The organism is Parafrankia soli (assembly GCF_001854695.1).
Classification (GTDB): Bacteria; Actinomycetota; Actinomycetes; order Frankiales; family Frankiaceae; genus Parafrankia; species Parafrankia soli.
This window is the reverse complement of sequence record NZ_MAXA01000232.1, coordinates 44625-59368: the sequence shown is the minus strand read 5'-3', so window position 1 is coordinate 59368 and position 14744 is coordinate 44625. Positions and strand designations below refer to the sequence as shown.

Annotated in this window: 11 protein-coding genes; 9 read left to right on the top strand and 2 right to left on the bottom strand. The window is 75.3% G+C overall.

The genetic code is table 11. The annotated features are described in order from the left end of the window. Window positions 1-2658 precede the first annotated feature (2658 nt). Window positions 2659-3846 carry a hypothetical protein gene (locus tag BBK14_RS23320; protein WP_241831781.1) on the top strand — a complete coding sequence of 396 codons (1188 nt, stop codon included), beginning with the start codon at window positions 2659-2661 and terminating at the stop codon, window positions 3844-3846. 114 nt (window positions 3847-3960) lie between these two features. Here the strand turns inward: BBK14_RS23320 and BBK14_RS23315 are convergent, their stop codons facing one another. Beyond that, complete coding sequence (locus BBK14_RS23315; protein WP_071065397.1) at window positions 3961-5292, bottom strand: DUF1015 domain-containing protein; 1332 nt, start codon at window positions 5290-5292, stop codon at window positions 3961-3963. 334 nt (window positions 5293-5626) lie between these two features. Here BBK14_RS23315 and BBK14_RS23310 point away from each other — a divergent pair, with 334 nt between their 5' ends. Both BBK14_RS23310 and BBK14_RS23305 read left to right on the top strand, forming a co-directional pair. Then, window positions 5627-6112 carry a tetratricopeptide repeat protein gene (locus BBK14_RS23310; RefSeq protein WP_071065396.1) on the top strand — a complete coding sequence of 162 codons (486 nt, stop codon included), beginning with the start codon at window positions 5627-5629 and terminating at the stop codon, window positions 6110-6112. Beyond that, window positions 6109-7197, top strand: coding sequence for an HAD-IIA family hydrolase (locus BBK14_RS23305; RefSeq protein WP_071065395.1), 1089 nt, complete (start codon window positions 6109-6111; stop codon window positions 7195-7197). Before BBK14_RS23310 ends, BBK14_RS23305 begins: the two co-directional genes overlap by 4 nt. Window positions 7198-7287: 90 nt before the next feature. Here BBK14_RS23305 and BBK14_RS23300 read toward each other — a convergent pair whose 3' ends face one another. Further along, window positions 7288-7626, bottom strand: a complete 339-nt coding sequence (locus BBK14_RS23300; protein WP_020459360.1) for an SCP2 sterol-binding domain-containing protein — start codon at window positions 7624-7626, stop codon at window positions 7288-7290. Between the two features lie 205 nt (window positions 7627-7831). Between BBK14_RS23300 and BBK14_RS37285 the strand changes: the two genes are divergently transcribed. The 6 genes from BBK14_RS37285 to BBK14_RS23270 all read left to right on the top strand — a co-directional run bounded on the left by BBK14_RS37285 (window position 7832) and on the right by BBK14_RS23270 (window position 14719). Further along, window positions 7832-8161, top strand: a complete 330-nt coding sequence (locus tag BBK14_RS37285) for a hypothetical protein (protein ID WP_071065394.1) — start codon at window positions 7832-7834, stop codon at window positions 8159-8161. Between the two features lie 17 nt (window positions 8162-8178). Beyond that, window positions 8179-9168 (top strand): TlyA family RNA methyltransferase, encoded by a 990-nt coding sequence (locus BBK14_RS23290; RefSeq protein ID WP_071065393.1) that lies wholly within the window; start codon window positions 8179-8181, stop codon window positions 9166-9168. Then, window positions 9165-10052 carry an NAD kinase gene (locus BBK14_RS23285; RefSeq protein ID WP_071065392.1) on the top strand — a complete coding sequence of 296 codons (888 nt, stop codon included), beginning with the start codon at window positions 9165-9167 and terminating at the stop codon, window positions 10050-10052. Before BBK14_RS23290 ends, BBK14_RS23285 begins: the two co-directional genes overlap by 4 nt. A gap of 173 nt (window positions 10053-10225) precedes the next feature. After that, window positions 10226-11977, top strand: coding sequence for a DNA repair protein RecN (gene recN, locus BBK14_RS23280; protein WP_071065391.1), 1752 nt, complete (start codon window positions 10226-10228; stop codon window positions 11975-11977). Window positions 11978-12104: 127 nt separating this feature from the next. After that, window positions 12105-14099 carry a CTP synthase gene (locus tag BBK14_RS23275; RefSeq protein WP_071065390.1) on the top strand — a complete coding sequence of 665 codons (1995 nt, stop codon included), beginning with the start codon at window positions 12105-12107 and terminating at the stop codon, window positions 14097-14099. Beyond that, a complete protein-coding gene (locus BBK14_RS23270; RefSeq protein ID WP_071065389.1) occupies window positions 14096-14719 on the top strand; it encodes an NUDIX domain-containing protein in 624 nt (207 codons plus the stop codon). The genes BBK14_RS23275 and BBK14_RS23270 overlap by 4 nt, the downstream gene beginning before the upstream one ends. The last annotated feature ends 25 nt before the right edge of the window (window positions 14720-14744 follow it).

The window sequence follows — 14744 nt, the reverse complement described above, 5'->3', positions numbered from 1 at the left end:
TGACCGCGTGGGAGAGTAGGACGCCGCCGGACTTCTTTTGGTGGGGGCTGTTTCTGGCTGTGGCCGGGAGCAGCCCCCACCTGTATTTCCGGACCTTTTCCCGGCCGACGGCGGAGGCTGCTCCAGGCCCGCTGGCTGGTCTCGGCAGGGCTCGGGGAGCGGAGAGTCCCGAACAGAGTCCGCTCGGTGCCCTGGCGCCTGCCCCTTCGAAGCCCGGAGCCTGAACCCTCGAACCTCGAACGAACCTCGAACCTCCAACGTCGAGCCGCCAACCTTCGAACTTCGGGCCCGGACCTCGGAGGTCAGGGCCCCGAGGTCCGGGGTCCTGAGGTTTGGAGGGCCTGACCCCCACGGCTCGGGACCCTGAGCGCCAAACCAGTCCTCTGCCGGGCCGGACAGGGCAAAGCGTGGCGCCTGAGTGAGTCCATAGACTCATTCACCCGCCACGGTTGTGCTGGACCGGCCGGCGGCTGGAGTCAGACTTGCGAGACCCCGCGTCAGACCCCGATGGCCGGCGAGGTCCGCGGGCGCCGGCCGGGCGGCGGACGTCGGTCGCGCGCAGAATCAGATCCACCTGGGGAGGCCGCGTTCCGGCGCCCCGGAACGAAGGGAATGCTGTCGGTTATGCCGAACGACGAGTCGACGAGGTCCCAACCGCCGTCCAGGGCCGGCCGTGCTGCCACCGGCGGTGGCGGTGCGCGGCGCACCGAGGGCCGCCGTGACGCGCCGGGTGCCCGGCGTGGGCCGTCCTCGTCCGGCTCGTCCGGGCGGGATGCCGGTGGCGATGCACGGCGCTCCGGTCGGGTCACCAGAGGCGATGCGGGCCGGACAGGGTTCGTCCGGCGTGCGGACGGTGGGCGAGGCCCCGCGCCGGCTGGCGCCTCGGCGGCGGGGGCTGGTGGCCGTGGTGCCCCCGCACGGCAGGGCACCGGGCGCGCCGGCGGTCCGTCCCGGCAGGGAGGTCCCGGCCAGGGCGCCGGACGTCCGAAGGCCGCCTGGCGTCCCGCTGGCACAGGCCAGGGGCGTGGTGGCGCTGGCGGTTCCGGTGGACCCGGCGGCGAGCGGTGGGGTCGTCCCGCCTCGTCGCGTGAGGGTGGTCCGCGCGAAGCGAGCGGCGGGCGGCCTGCTGGAGACCGTTGGTCCGGAGGTGCGGGCCGGCCGGGAGCGCACGGTCGGCCGGAAGGGCAGGGCCGGTCCGAGGGGGGCCGGCCGGCCCGCCGCTGGGAGGGCTCCGGCCGGAGCACGCCGGCCTCGGATTCGCGGGGCCGGCAGTGGTCGGGGAGCCCGTCCCGCGAGGCGGGAGACCGCCCCAGGCAGAGTGACAGGCCGCCCTATGACGCGGCCCGCGGCACCACACCCCGTCACGACGGCCCTCGTCACGATTGGCCTCGGCATGACGGGCCCCGCCACGGCGGAGGTCGTGACGAGCGTGGCCGCGGTGATGCTCGGCGGGATGGCGGCGGCTGGGCCGGCGGCGGCTCTCGAGCCGGTTCGTCACCCGACCGCGGTGGACAGCGCAGCTACGGAGACGGCGGTGGACGACCGTCCGGTGGACGACCGACGTCGGGCCAGACGGCGCGAGGCTCCTCCGGGCGTCCGTACGGTGCCGGGCGGCCGGTCGGCGGTGGGCGTGACGGTTCCGCGGGCCCCGGGAACGGCGGTTCGGGCGAGAACCGGTTCGAGCGGCGCTCACGGGAGCAGGGCTCGGGCCAGTGGCGACCTTCCTCGGGGGACGCGGCGACACGGGGCGCGGCAGGTCCGCGTAGTGGGATTCGACGTGACGGCCCGGGCAGGTCCGACGGGACGGCGGCCGGCCGCGGCCCGGGTGTCGACCGGCGTCCCCCGTCGGCCGGGTCGCGGCCCTGGCAAAGCGGTGCGACCGGCGATGCCCGGACCTCCAACGGCTCCGGGTACGACCGTGGTCACCGGTCTGATCGCGCCTCCGGACCCGATCGTGGTTACCGGCCCGATCGCGGCGCCGGGTCCGACCGTGGTTACCGGTCTGATCGTGGCGCCGGGTCCGATCGCGGTGACAGCCGTCGGAGTGGCCCGCCCAGCGGGGGCTCGTCCGCACGGCCCTACACGCGGCCGACGCACCGTGAGCAGCCCGCGTCCGGCACGGACCGGGTAGATCGGGCGGAGCGCACGGACCGACCGGACACTCCGGGCACCGGTGCGGATCGGGCCCGTCCCGACCAGACCCGCTCCTATGAGGCCCGTGCGGGCCAGGGCCGCCCGGACGAGGGCCGTGCGGGCCAGGGGGGCCCGGACCGGGGCCGCCCGGACGTGGGCCGTTCTGGTCAGGGCCGCGCGGACACGGGACGTCCGTATCAGGCACGTACGTACCAGGAACGGCCGGATCGGGCGGCTCGGCCGGATCGATCCGGTGGGAGCCGGTTCGACGGGAACCGTGCCGGGGCAGGGGGCTCCTACGCGGGTCGCCGTGGTCCGGACACCCGCTCGGGATCGAGCGGGGGACCTCGGGCCGGCCGTGGCGGGGTGAGTGGCGGGCCCAGCCGTTCGGGCCCCGGTACGCGTCCGGCCGGCGGAGCCGGGGGTCGATCCTCCGCGGGGCCGGCCGGCCGGCCGAACAGGGACGACGTCACGGCGCGCCGCAGGCCGCCCGCACCTGCGCTGCCGGACGAGGCCAAGGCCGAGTTGCTTGATCGCGACATTCGCCGTGACCTGCGCAGCGTGCCCGCGCCGCTGGCCGAGACGATCGCCCGGCACCTCGTCGCGACCGCGCTGCTCGTCGACACCGACCCGGTGCAGGCGCTGGCTCACGCGCGTGCCGCGGCGGCCCGGCTGCCCAGGATGGCCGCGGTGCGGGAGGCCGTGGGAGTCGCGGCCTACCACGCCGGCGAGTTCGCCTCCGCGCTGCTGGAGCTGCGCGCGGCCCGCCGCATCGACGGCTCGTCCCACAACCTCCCGCTGATGGCTGACGCCGAACGTGGCCTCGGTCGGCCCGAACGCGCGATCGACTACCTCTCGGACCCGGGTGTCGCGGCGCTGGACGCCGCCGGCCGGGCCGAGCTCCTGATCGTCGTGTCCGGTGCCCGGCGCGACATGGGTCAGCCGGAGGCGGCCGCGGTGCTGCTGCGCGACGAGGTGACCGCCAGAACGGAGCCGAAGCCGTGGACGCCCCGTCTCTGGTACGCCTACGCCGAGGCGCTGCTGGCGGCCGGCCGCACGATGGAGGCGCTGCGCTGGTTCACGGCCACGGCCGGCATCGACGAGGACACGACCGACGCGGCCGAGCGCGTCTACGAGCTCACCATCGATGACGAGACCGATGACGAGACCGAGATCGACAACGAGGACGGCGGCGCCGAGGACGACGGGCCGGAGAGCGATCGGCTCGAGGACGAGCTGCTCGGTGACGAGCGACTCGAAGACGACGGGCCCGCCGCCGGGACCCACGACGGCGCGGCCGTAGACGAACCGGACCCCGACGGCCTGATCGCCTCCGGCACAGGTGCGGCCGTTGACGCCGTGGCAGATGACGCCGCGCTGGCCGACGCCGACGCCGACGCCGACGGTGCCGGTGACGCGGACGCGGAAGCTGAGGCCGCCGACCATGGCGACACGGGTGGTGCCAGTGACGCCGGGGCAGCGGTCGATGTGACCGTCGACGGCGAGCCGGCGGCACCGGTCGAGCAGCCGGCGCCGGCGGAGCCCGCCGCGGCCGTGGAGCCCATCGAGGTCGGCTTCTCCGCGGCCGAGGACACGAGCGCGGTGCCTGCCGCGGAGGTGACCGCCGACACCCCGCCGATTCCAGAGATCATTTTCTCGGACGCCCCGGGCGGTGCGGACCAGGCCGGAGCGCACCGGACATCCGAGGACTGACCCCGGGGCACCGCCACTCTCTCGGGCGCTCGAACTGCTGAGCGCCCGAGAGAGACCGGGCGTTCGAGCACCCGAGCCCCTCGAAGGCCCGAAAGGACAGGCGCCCGAGCGGAGTCAGTCCAACGGGCGTATCAGCAGGCCGGTGCGTGGCTTCGGGGTGAACAGGGTCGACTTGCGGGGCATCCGCTCCGCGGCCCCGGCGACGGCGGTCACGTCGGCGACCGGGGTCGGGTTGAGTAGCAGCGCGACACCGCCGGTGGCGCGTGCGGCGGCGAGCGCGGCGGGGGCGTCGTGGTAGTAGTCGACGACGCCGACCCTGTCCTCCAGACCCCACACGTTCGTGATCAGCGCCAGGTGCGCGACGGTCACGTCGAGGCCGCGGAACGCCGCCGACCGGTCGGCGGGCAGCGCGCGAGCGAGGAGATCGGCGGCGGGCGCCGTCAGCAGATAGGCGTCCGAGTCGTCGCTGATCACGAAGGCGTGGCCGTCGTGGCCCGCCTTGGCGAGCTCGTCGAGCAGCGCCGCGGGGTCGACCGGTGCGCCGGCGCCGGCGGCCTCGGTCAGCCGGCGGACGGTGAAGGCGCCCTCGGCCCGCGCTACGGCGTCGGCGAGGGTGAGTCCCAGCACGGCGCGGTGGATCGCGTGCACCTGCGGGCCGTTGGCGGTCGCGTCCACCAGGAAGGTGAGCCCGAAGTCCCAGGCGCCGGCACCGTCGCCCGCGGCGTGCCGTTCCGCCTGGTAATGGCGGTATGTGGCGTACCGGTGGTGGCCGTCGGCGATGACCGCGCGGCGGGGAAGGAGATCCGCCGCGATGGTCTCCAGCTGGGCGGGGTCGTCGATCGCCCAGATCCGGTGGGTCACCCCGTCGTCGGTGTGGGCGTCCACGATCGGCGGGGTGGTCACCGCGGCGGCGACGACCTGGCTGGCCGGGCCGCCGCCGTCGTAGAGCAGGAAGATCGGTTCCAGGTTCGCGGCGGTCGCCCGAGTCAGCGCGAGCCGGTCGGAGACCGGGCCGGCCATGGTGTTCTCGTGGGGCAGGACGATGCCCGCGTCCGGGTCGGCCAGAGCGAGGGCGCCGACGAGTCCGCGCTGGAGGTGGCCGTCCTGCTCCTGCTCGTAGACGTAGAGCGCGGGGGCCTCGTCCCGGGCGAGGATCCCGGCGTCCAGCCATTCCCGCAGGGTGCGCGCCGCCCGGTCGTACCGGCTGTCCGGCTCGCCGGGGGACTCGGCGGGGGAGAGGTCCCGCGGCAGGATCAGCCGGACGACGTTGTGCTCCGCGGCCGCTTCGAGGGCGGTGCGGCCGTCCTCGTCGATGACGTCGTAGGGCGGGGAGGTCAGCGCGGCGAGATCCGGGCCGGCGGCGGTGAACCGCGCCGCGCGGAACGGCGCGAGGACGAGCCCGGCTGGAACGGGCACGGCGGCGTCAGGGGCAACCATGAGGCGCATCGTAGGTGCTGGGGCTGCCCGGTCGCCCCCGCCTGCCGGCCAGGTCACGCCGCGGAAGACAGGCCGTTATTCCGATGTTGAGGCATGTGGACGCCGCTTGCGGCGAAACTGGATGGGAGGGTGGGACGCCTCCACCCCACCTGGGTCGCCGAGGACGTCGGCCGGGGGGCCGGCCGGATGACGGCCGGTCGCCGGTGCCGGTCATGGGCGGTGCCGGTCGGGCTTCGGCCGCGACCGGTGACTGCCCGGCGCGGCCCGGTGCGGCGTCCCGGCGGTGCTGATGCCGCCGCCGCGGTGGCCACGGCCGTGGCGGTCCGGACGACGTGGAGGTGCCATGACGGAGGAATTCGGCGTTCCGAACGGCAACGGCAACGCTGACGGCAATGGCAATGGCGTCGGCGGCGGCGGTAGTGGCGGTGAGCGGCGGCAGGCCGAGTCGGTCCGCTCGCCGGCCGGCGAGGTCTACGACTGGTACACCCGCGGGATGGCGCTGCTCGGGCACGGTGACGCGAACGCGGCGGTGCAGCTCCTCGCGCATGCCGTCGCGGCGGAGCCGGCGTCCCCGAGTGTGCGGGAGGCGCTGGGCCGGGCGCAGTTCGAGGCCGGGCAGTACGACGACGCCCTGCGGACCTTCGCCTGGATCGTCGACCGCCATCCGACCGACGACTACGCCCAGTTCGGCCTCGGGATGGCCGCGCGCCGCACCGGCGACCTGCGCTCCGCCGTCGAGCATCTTGCGCTCGCGGTGGCGATGCGGCCCGATCTGGCGCACTACGGGGTCGCCCTGCGCGGGGCGCGGGCCGCTCTGAACCGCGCGTGACGGTCCCCCGAGAGGCGGCGGGCACGGCGCGGTCCGTGCTCGCCGGCATGAGCCGTCCACTGGCGGCGATGTTCGACGTCGCGCTGATGGATCTCGACGGGGTGGTGAACCGCGGCGAGCGGGCTGTGCCGCACGCCGCGGCGGCCATCGAGGCCGCGGGCCGGCAGGGGATGCGCACCGTCTACGTGACGAACAACGCGCTGCGGACCCCGGAGACCGTCGCCGCGCGGCTGACGGGTTTCGGCGTGCCAGCCGAACCGTCGGAGGTCGTCACCTCGGCGCAGGCGGCGGCGCACGTGCTCGCCGAACGGCTACCGGCCGGGGCGGTGGTCCTGGTCGCCGGAGGTGTCGGGCTCCGGGAGGCGGTGCGCGCGGAGGGCCTGGTCCCGACCGGGTCGGCCGCGGACGAGCCGGCCGCCGTGGTCCAGGGCTTCGATCCGGAGATCAACTATGCCCGGCTGGCCGAGGCGGTGCTGGCGATCCGGGCGGGGGCGTGGTGGGTCGCGAGCAACACCGACCTGACGGTGCCGACGGAGCGTGGCCTGGCGCCCGGTAACGGGGCGCTGGTGGCCTTCGTCCGGGCCGCGACGGGCGCGGAGCCAGAGGTGACCGGGAAACCGGAGTTCGCGATGCACGCGGAGTCGGTGCGGCGCAGCGGCGCGTGTGATCCGATCATCGTCGGCGACCGGCTGGACACCGACATCGAGGCGGGTTTCCGCGCCGGCACGCGGACTCTGCTGGTGTTCACCGGTGTCACCGGGCCCGCGGAGCTGCTCGGCGCGCCCGCGCGGCACCGGCCGACCTTCCTCGCCGCCGACCTGCGCGGGCTGCTGCGCCCCCAGCCCGCCGCGCTCGCCCGGGACGGCTCATCCCGGTGCGGCGGGTGGACGTGCGACCTGAACGGCGGCACCCTGCGCTGGCACCAGGCCGACCCCGGGAGCAACGGGCCGGACGACGGGCTGGACGCGCTGCGGGCCGCGTGCGCGCTGGTCTGGGCGGCAGCGGACGAGGGCCGTCCGGTCGAGGCCCTGGCCACTGATCGGCCGCCGGGCTGCGAGGACCTGCGCGCGCCGGCCGCGCGCTGACGACGTCCCGGCGACCCGCGGGCCCGGTCGGGACAGGAGCCCATCAGAAGCAGGGCCCAGCCGGAGCCGGCACGGTCAGAGCCGGCACGGTCAGAGCAGGGAGCGGACCCGCAGGAGGTCGCGGACGCTCGCGTCGACCTTGAGCCGGCCGCTGGCCCACGCCGTCGTCACCGAAAGGGTGCCGTCGGTCACGGCGAGCAGGTCGTCGCTGCTCAGGGTGAGGGTGATCTGGGCCCCCGGCAGCTCGCCCTCGCCGATGTCGCGCAGGCAGCCGTCGCGGAGCTGGCCGGAGAACGTGGTCCGCAGGTCCGGGATCCGGCACACGATCACCCGGTCCGGGGTACGCGGCGGCCGGCGCTCGCGTGTGAGCTCGTCGAGCCGGTCGGCGAGGGCTCGCAGTGCTGCCTCGCACTGCAGTCTGTCCGCCATGCTGGACGGTCACCTCCTGCGCCCGCAGCACCCGTCGTCCGTGCCGTAATGGATCCTCCGGGTACGGCGGATCCGGCCGTCAGCGACACTAGCGTGTGCGTGCCGCCCCCGGCGGGACGCCGGCGGATGTGAGGGCAGCCACGTGCCCGCCAGGTGATGCCGCGGCCGGGCGCGGACGCCCCCCGGAATGCGAGAGGCTGGTTCGGTGAACACCGACGAACTGTCCGCCGAGCTGAGCGCGGCGCTCGCGCGGCTCGCCACGCTCCCCGGTCGGCCGGCCGCCGAGCACCTGGAGGCGTTCGAGGACGTGCACCGGCTGCTGGAGGAATCGTTGGAGGATCTCGCGGGCGGCTCGTCGCGCGGCCCGGGCGCGGCGCCGTCGCCCGGTCCGACCGCCGGCCCGGATCCCGGGCCGCGCGCTGCTCCGGGCCCCGGTCCGCGTCCCGGTCCGCGTCCCGGCTCGGGCCCTGCTCCGGGTGCCGGTCCGCGTCCTGCTCCGGGCCCCGGCCCGGGCGGCGCCCGGGCACCTCGGTGAGACGGGCGGGATCACCGGTGGCCCGCAGGATCCGTCTGGACGCGGAGCTTGTCCGTCGCCGGCTCGTCTCCTCTCGGGAACGGGCGGTCGAGGCGATCGCCGCGGGCCGCGTGCGGGTCGGCGGCGTCACCGCGACGAAGCCGGCGACGGTCGTCGACGGGGCGACGTCGATCGTGCTCGCCGTGGACGACGACCCCGGCTATGCCTCCCGGGGAGCGCACAAGCTGGTCGGCGCGTTCGAGGCGTTCGGCGTCCCGGCGCCCGGGACGCCCGGCCTGTCTGGCGGGCCCGGCCAGCCTGATGTGCCGGCTCGGCCTGGTTCGCCCGCGGCGGTGGCGGGGCCGCCGGCGCTCGTGGTCGCCGGGCGGCGGTGCCTCGACGCCGGTGCGTCGACCGGCGGGTTCACCGACGTGCTCCTCAGGTACGGCGCGGCGCGGGTCGTGGCCGTCGACGTCGGATACGGGCAGCTTGTCTGGCGGCTGCGCTCCGATCCGCGGGTGCGCGTGCTGGACCGGACGAACGTCCGCAACCTCACGCCCGAGCAGGTCGGCGAGCCGGTGGAGCTGGTCGTGGGCGACCTCTCGTTCATCTCGCTGGTCCTGGTGCTGCCCGCGCTGCGCGCGTGCGCCGCGCCGGACGCCGACTTCGTCCTGCTGGTCAAGCCGCAGTTCGAGGTGGGCCGGGAGCTTCTCGGCTCCGGTGGTGTGGTCCGTGATGTGGCCCTGCACGCCCGGGCGGTGCGCACCGTCGTGACCGCCGCCGAGGGGCTCGGGCTGGGGGCGCGCGGCGTGGCGGCCAGCCCGCTGCCGGGACCCGCCGGCAACGTCGAGTACCTCGCCTGGCTGCGCGCGGACGTCCGCCCTACCTCCGGCGAGGTCGAGGCGATGATCACTGCTGCGATCGAGGCGGGGCCCGCGAGCACGGCGGCCCCCGCCCCAGCGCCGCCGCCGTCGTCCCAGGACGCCGGCCAGGACGCCCGAGCCGACGGCGAAAGGACCGGCCGATGACCCGCGAGGTACTTGTCGTCAGCCACCCGCGCCGTTCCGTTGTACGGGAGAGCGCGCAGCGCGTGCTGGAGATGCTCGTGGCCGCCGGTGTCTCCCCGCGGGTCCTGCGGGACGAGGCCGAGCTGCTCGACCTGTCGGCGCCGAACGTGGTCACGGGGGACACCGACGCCGCGGTAGGCGCCGAGCTGGTGCTCGTGCTCGGTGGTGACGGCAGCCTGCTGCGCGGCGCCGAGTTCGCCCGCTCGGCGGACATCCCGCTGCTCGGGGTCAACCTCGGGCACGTGGGCTTCCTGGCCGAGGCGGAGCCCGACGCGCTGGAGGCCACCGTCGAGCACGTCGTCCGCAAGGAGTACTCGGTCGAGGAGCGGATGACCGTCGACGTGACGGTGCGCCACCGTGGCGAGCTCATCTACACCGGCTGGGCGCTCAACGAGATGTCGCTGGAGAAGGCCGGGCGGGCCCGGATGCTCGAGTGTGTCCTGGAGATCGACGGGCGGCCGCTGTCGCGCTGGGGCTGTGACGGCGTGATCTGCTCGACGCCGACCGGGTCGACCGCGTACGCGTTCTCGGCGGGCGGCCCGGTGATGTGGCCGGGGGTGGAGTCGCTGCTGGTGGTGCCGATCAGCGCGCACGCGCTGTTCGCCCGGCCGCTGGTGCTCACCCCGACGTCGACCGTGGCCATCGAGGTGCTGCCGGACGTCCCGGCGGTGCTCTACTGCGACGGGCGGCGACTGGTCGACGTCCCCGAGCTGTCGCGGGTGGAGGTGGTGCGGGGCCGGCGCCCGGTGCGGCTGGCGGTAATCAGGCCACGTCCGTTCACCGATCGGCTGGTGGCCAAGTTCGACCTGCCGGTGGTGGGGTGGCGCGGTCGCTCGGGGCGCTGAGCCGGCCGGGGCTGCCGGGGTTTCGGCCCGCTGAGCTGGGAGGACGCGGCGGGCGGAGAAGTGTCGGGGCGAGCGGGGCCGGCGTGGTGACGTGACCGGAATCGGTGGCACGGCTCCGATCTCCCCGATTTCCGGGTGCCGTCCGTGGTGGGGGTGACGCTAGAGTTCGGGGCGTGCTCGAGGAGATTCGCATCCGTGGCCTCGGGGTCATCGATGACGCCGTCCTCGACCTGGCGCCGGGGCTGACGGTGGTCAGCGGCGAGACCGGCGCCGGCAAGACCATGATCGTGCAGGGGCTCGGCCTGCTGACCGGGGGCCGCGCCGACTACGCGCTGGTCTCCCCGCTGGCTGGGCGTGCCTTCGTCGAGGCCCGGCTCGTCGTGCCGGCCGACTCCGGGCTCGCCAAGCGTGTCCGTGAGCTCGACGGCGACGTCGACGAGGACGTCATCATCATGGGCCGCACGCTGAGCGCCGAGGGCCGCTCGCGGGCCCAGCTCGCGGGGCGTTCGGTGCCCGCGAGTGTCCTCGCGGAGATCACCGAGAACGTGATCGCCGTGCACGGGCAGTCCGAGGCGCAGCGGCTGCGCCGTCCCGCGACCCAGCGCGACGCGCTCGACCGGTTCGCCGGCGCCTCCGTCGCCGAGCCGCTCGTCCGGTACGGGCAGGTGTACGCGCGGCTGGCGAAGGTCCGCGCCCGGCTGGCCGACATCACCGGGCGGTCGCGGGAGCGGGCGCAGGAGGCGGAGCTGCTCCGGCTCGGCCTGGCCGACGTCGAACGGGTCGCGCCGCAGCCCGGCGAGGATGTCGCGCTCGACGCGGAGCTGCGCCGGCTGGAACATTCCGAGACCCTGCTGCGGGTGGCGCGTTCGGCGCACGGCGCGCTGGTCAGCGACCCCGCGACCGGTGAGGACGTCCCCGCCGCCGCCGAGCTGGTCGGCTCCGCCCGCCGGATCGTGGCCGGCGACGCCGCGCTCGACCCGGCGCTGGAGGAACTGGCGGGCCGGTTGACGGAGCTGTCGAGCCTGCTGACCGACGTGGCCGCCGACCTGGCCTCCTACGCCGCCGGGGTGGAGTCCGACCCGGAGCGGCTCGCTCAGGCGCAGGAACGCAAGGCGGCGCTGACCGCACTGGCCCGCGCGCACGGCACGGACGTCGACGGCGTGCTGCGGTGGGCCGACACCGCCGGGCGTCGCCTGCTCGAGCTCGACGCCGACGGCGACCAGACGGGCGCRCTGGCCGCCGAGCGCGCCGAGCTGACCGCGGAGCTCGCCGGCCTGGCCGAGCGGATCAGCGCGGCGCGCTCCGCCGCCGCCGAGCGGTTCGGCGCGGCGGTCGCCGCCGAGCTGGCCGGCCTCGCCATGCCGCGGGCCCGGGTGGAGGCGGCGGTCGGGCACCGCGACGACCCGAACGGTCTGCCTGTCGGCGGCCGGACGCTGGCCTACGGGCCGAGCGGGATCGACGACGTCGAGCTTCGCCTGGTTCCGCACCCGGGCGCGCCGGCCCGGCCGGTCGAGAAGGGCGCCTCGGGCGGCGAGCTCTCCCGGGTGATGCTGGCGATCGAGGTGGTGCTCGCGGCGGCCGACGCCGGGGCGACGATGGTCTTCGACGAGGTCGACGCCGGAGTGGGCGGGCGCGCCGCGGTCGAGATCGGCCGTCGCCTCGCCCGGCTCGCCCGCACCCACCAGGTCATCTGCATCACCCATCTGCCGCAGGTCGCCGCGTTCGCCGACCGGCACCTGGTCGTGCGCAAGGCCGATGACGGTTCGGTGACCCGCAGCGGCGTGGTGGCGCTCGACGGCCCCGGGCGGGTCCGGGAGCTGTCGCGGATGCTGGCCGGCCAGGAGGAGAGCTCGCTGGCCCGCGGCCACGCCGAGGAGCTGCTCGCCGCCGCCGCCGCCGACAAGGCCGCCCTCGCCCAGCCGTGACCGCCCGGCCCCGGCGAGCCGGGTGGCCGGCGGCGGGGCGGGGCGTTGGCCTGCTCGGCACGGTGTTACCGTGAAGACCCGTGGAGGCGCCGGGGCCGGACCGGCGGCGTGACCACGGGGGTTCCGCGTGGCGCAGGCGCATGTGACCAAGCACGTGTTCGTGACGGGAGGTGTGGCGTCCAGTCTCGGTAAGGGACTGACGGCGTCCAGCCTCGGCCGTCTACTCAAGGCCCGCGGTCTGCGGGTCACGATGCAGAAGCTCGACCCGTATCTGAACGTTGATCCGGGAACGATGAACCCGTTCCAGCACGGCGAGGTGTTCGTCACCAATGACGGCGCCGAGACCGACCTGGACATCGGGCACTACGAACGCTTCCTCGACGTCGACCTCGACGGCAGCGCGAACGTGACCACCGGGCAGGTGTACTCGGCGGTCATCGCCCGCGAGCGGCGCGGCGGGTACCTCGGTGAGACGGTGCAGGTCGTCCCGCACATCACCGACGAGATCAAGGGCCGGATCCGCCGGCTGGCCACCGATTCGGTGGACGTGGTGATCACCGAGGTGGGTGGCACCGTCGGCGACATCGAGTCGCTGCCCTACCTGGAGGCGATCCGCCAGGTCCGGCACGAGGTCGGCCGGGACAACGCGCTGACGGTGCACGTCAGCCTCGTCCCGTACCTCGCGCCGTCGGGTGAGCTGAAGACCAAGCCGACCCAGCACTCGGTCGCGGCGCTGCGCAGCATCGGCCTGCAGCCGGACGCGGTGGTCTGCCGCTCCGACCGGCCGCTGCCCGACGCGCTCAAGCGCAAGATCGCCATGATGTGCGACGTCGACGACGAGGCGGTCGTCGGCGCACCGGACGCCGGCTCGATCTACGACATCCCGAAGGTGCTGCACAAGGAGGGCCTCGACGCCTACGTCGTGCGCCGGCTCGGCCTCAGCTTCCGGGACGTCGACTGGACGGAGTGGGACACCCTGCTCCGCCGGGTGCACCATCCCTCGAACACCGCCACGGTGGCGATCGTCGGCAAGTACGTCGACCTGCCCGACGCCTACCTGTCGGTGACCGAGGCGCTGCGCGCCGGCGCGTTCGCCGTCGACGCCCGCGCGGACATCCGCTGGATCGGGTCGGACGAGTTCACCTCGCCCGCCGCCGCCGCGCACGCGCTGGAAGGCGTGGACGGGATCATCGTTCCGGGCGGGTTCGGGATCCGCGGCATCGAGGGCAAGATCGAGGTGCTGCGGCACGCCCGCGAGCATGGCATTCCCACGCTGGGGATCTGCCTGGGCCTGCAGTGCATGGTGATCGAGGCCGGCCGTTCGCTGGCCGGGCTGGCCGGGTCGAACTCCACCGAGTTCGACCCGGAGACCGCCCACCCGGTGATCTCCACGATGGCCGACCAGCACGACGTGGTCGCCGGCAAGCGGGACATGGGCGGCACGATGCGGCTCGGCCTGTACCCGTGCGCGCTGGGCGCGGGGACCGTCGCCCGCCGGGAGTACGGCGAGCCGGAGGTGCTCGAGCGCCACCGGCACCGCTACGAGGTCAACAACTCCTACCGGGAGCGGCTGACTGCCGCCGGGCTGGTGTTCTCCGGCACCTCGCCGGACGGCCGCCTGGTCGAGGTCGTCGAGCTGCCGGCTGACGTCCACCCGTTCTACGTGGGGACGCAGGCGCACCCGGAGTTCCGGTCGCGGCCGACGCGCGCGCACCCGCTGTTCCGCGGGCTCGCCGCCGCCGCCGTGGCCCACGCCGACCGGCGCCGGGGCCGGCTGCCCGTCGACATCCCGGACGGTGGCGTCGGGGGCGGCGGCGTCGCGGGTGGCGGGCCCGCCGATGGTGACATGATCGGGTCGGGTGACGGTGACGGTGACGCGGCCGGTGCGCGGGCGGGCAACGGTGCCCGGTCGGCCGGTGGGCGGGCCCGCCGGGGCCGTGCGGAGCAGAGCGTGGCGACCGGCGCCGGCACGACCGCCGGCACGACCGCCGGTGCCAGCGGTGCCGCGGGTACCGGTGGTGCCGTGGGTACCGGTGGTGCCGTGGGTGCCGCATTGCCCGGTGGGTCCACGGGGCCGGCCGCGGCGGCCGGTGTGAGCGACGGAGAGCTGGTTTCCCCATGAGCGGTGCCGTGCACACCTACGAGGTGGCGGACAGCTCCGTCGCCTACCGCGGGCGGGTCATCGCCGTTCGCCGTGACATGGTGCGGATGCCCGACGGTGACACGTCCCAGCGGGACGTGGTGGTGCACCCGGGCGCGGTCGGCGTCGTCGCCCTGGACGACCAGGAGCGGGTGGTGATGGTCCGCCAGTACCGGCACCCGGTGGGCGGCCAGCTGTGGGAGCTGCCCGCGGGCATCCTCGACGTCCCCGGCGAGCCGGCGTCCGTCGCGGCCGCCCGGGAGCTCGCCGAGGAGGCGGGCCTGCGGCCGGGCCGTCTCGACCTGCTCGTCGACGTCTACGCCTCGCCGGGGATGACCGACGAGGCCTTCCGGCTGTTCCTGGCCCGTGACCTGGTGGAGATCCCGGCGGCCGAGCGGCATGTCGGCGTCCACGAGGAGGCCGAGATGGACATCACCCGCGTCGACCTGTCGGAGGCGGTGGACCGGGTGATGCGTGGCGAGATCACCAACGGGATGGCGGTGATCGGCCTGCTGGCGACCTACCGCGCCCGGGTGGACGGGTACGAGCGGTTGCGCCCGCTCGGCTCGGAATGGTCGGCCCGGCCCGCCGCGAGCGGCTGATCGGCGCCCGTCGACAGTACCGGTG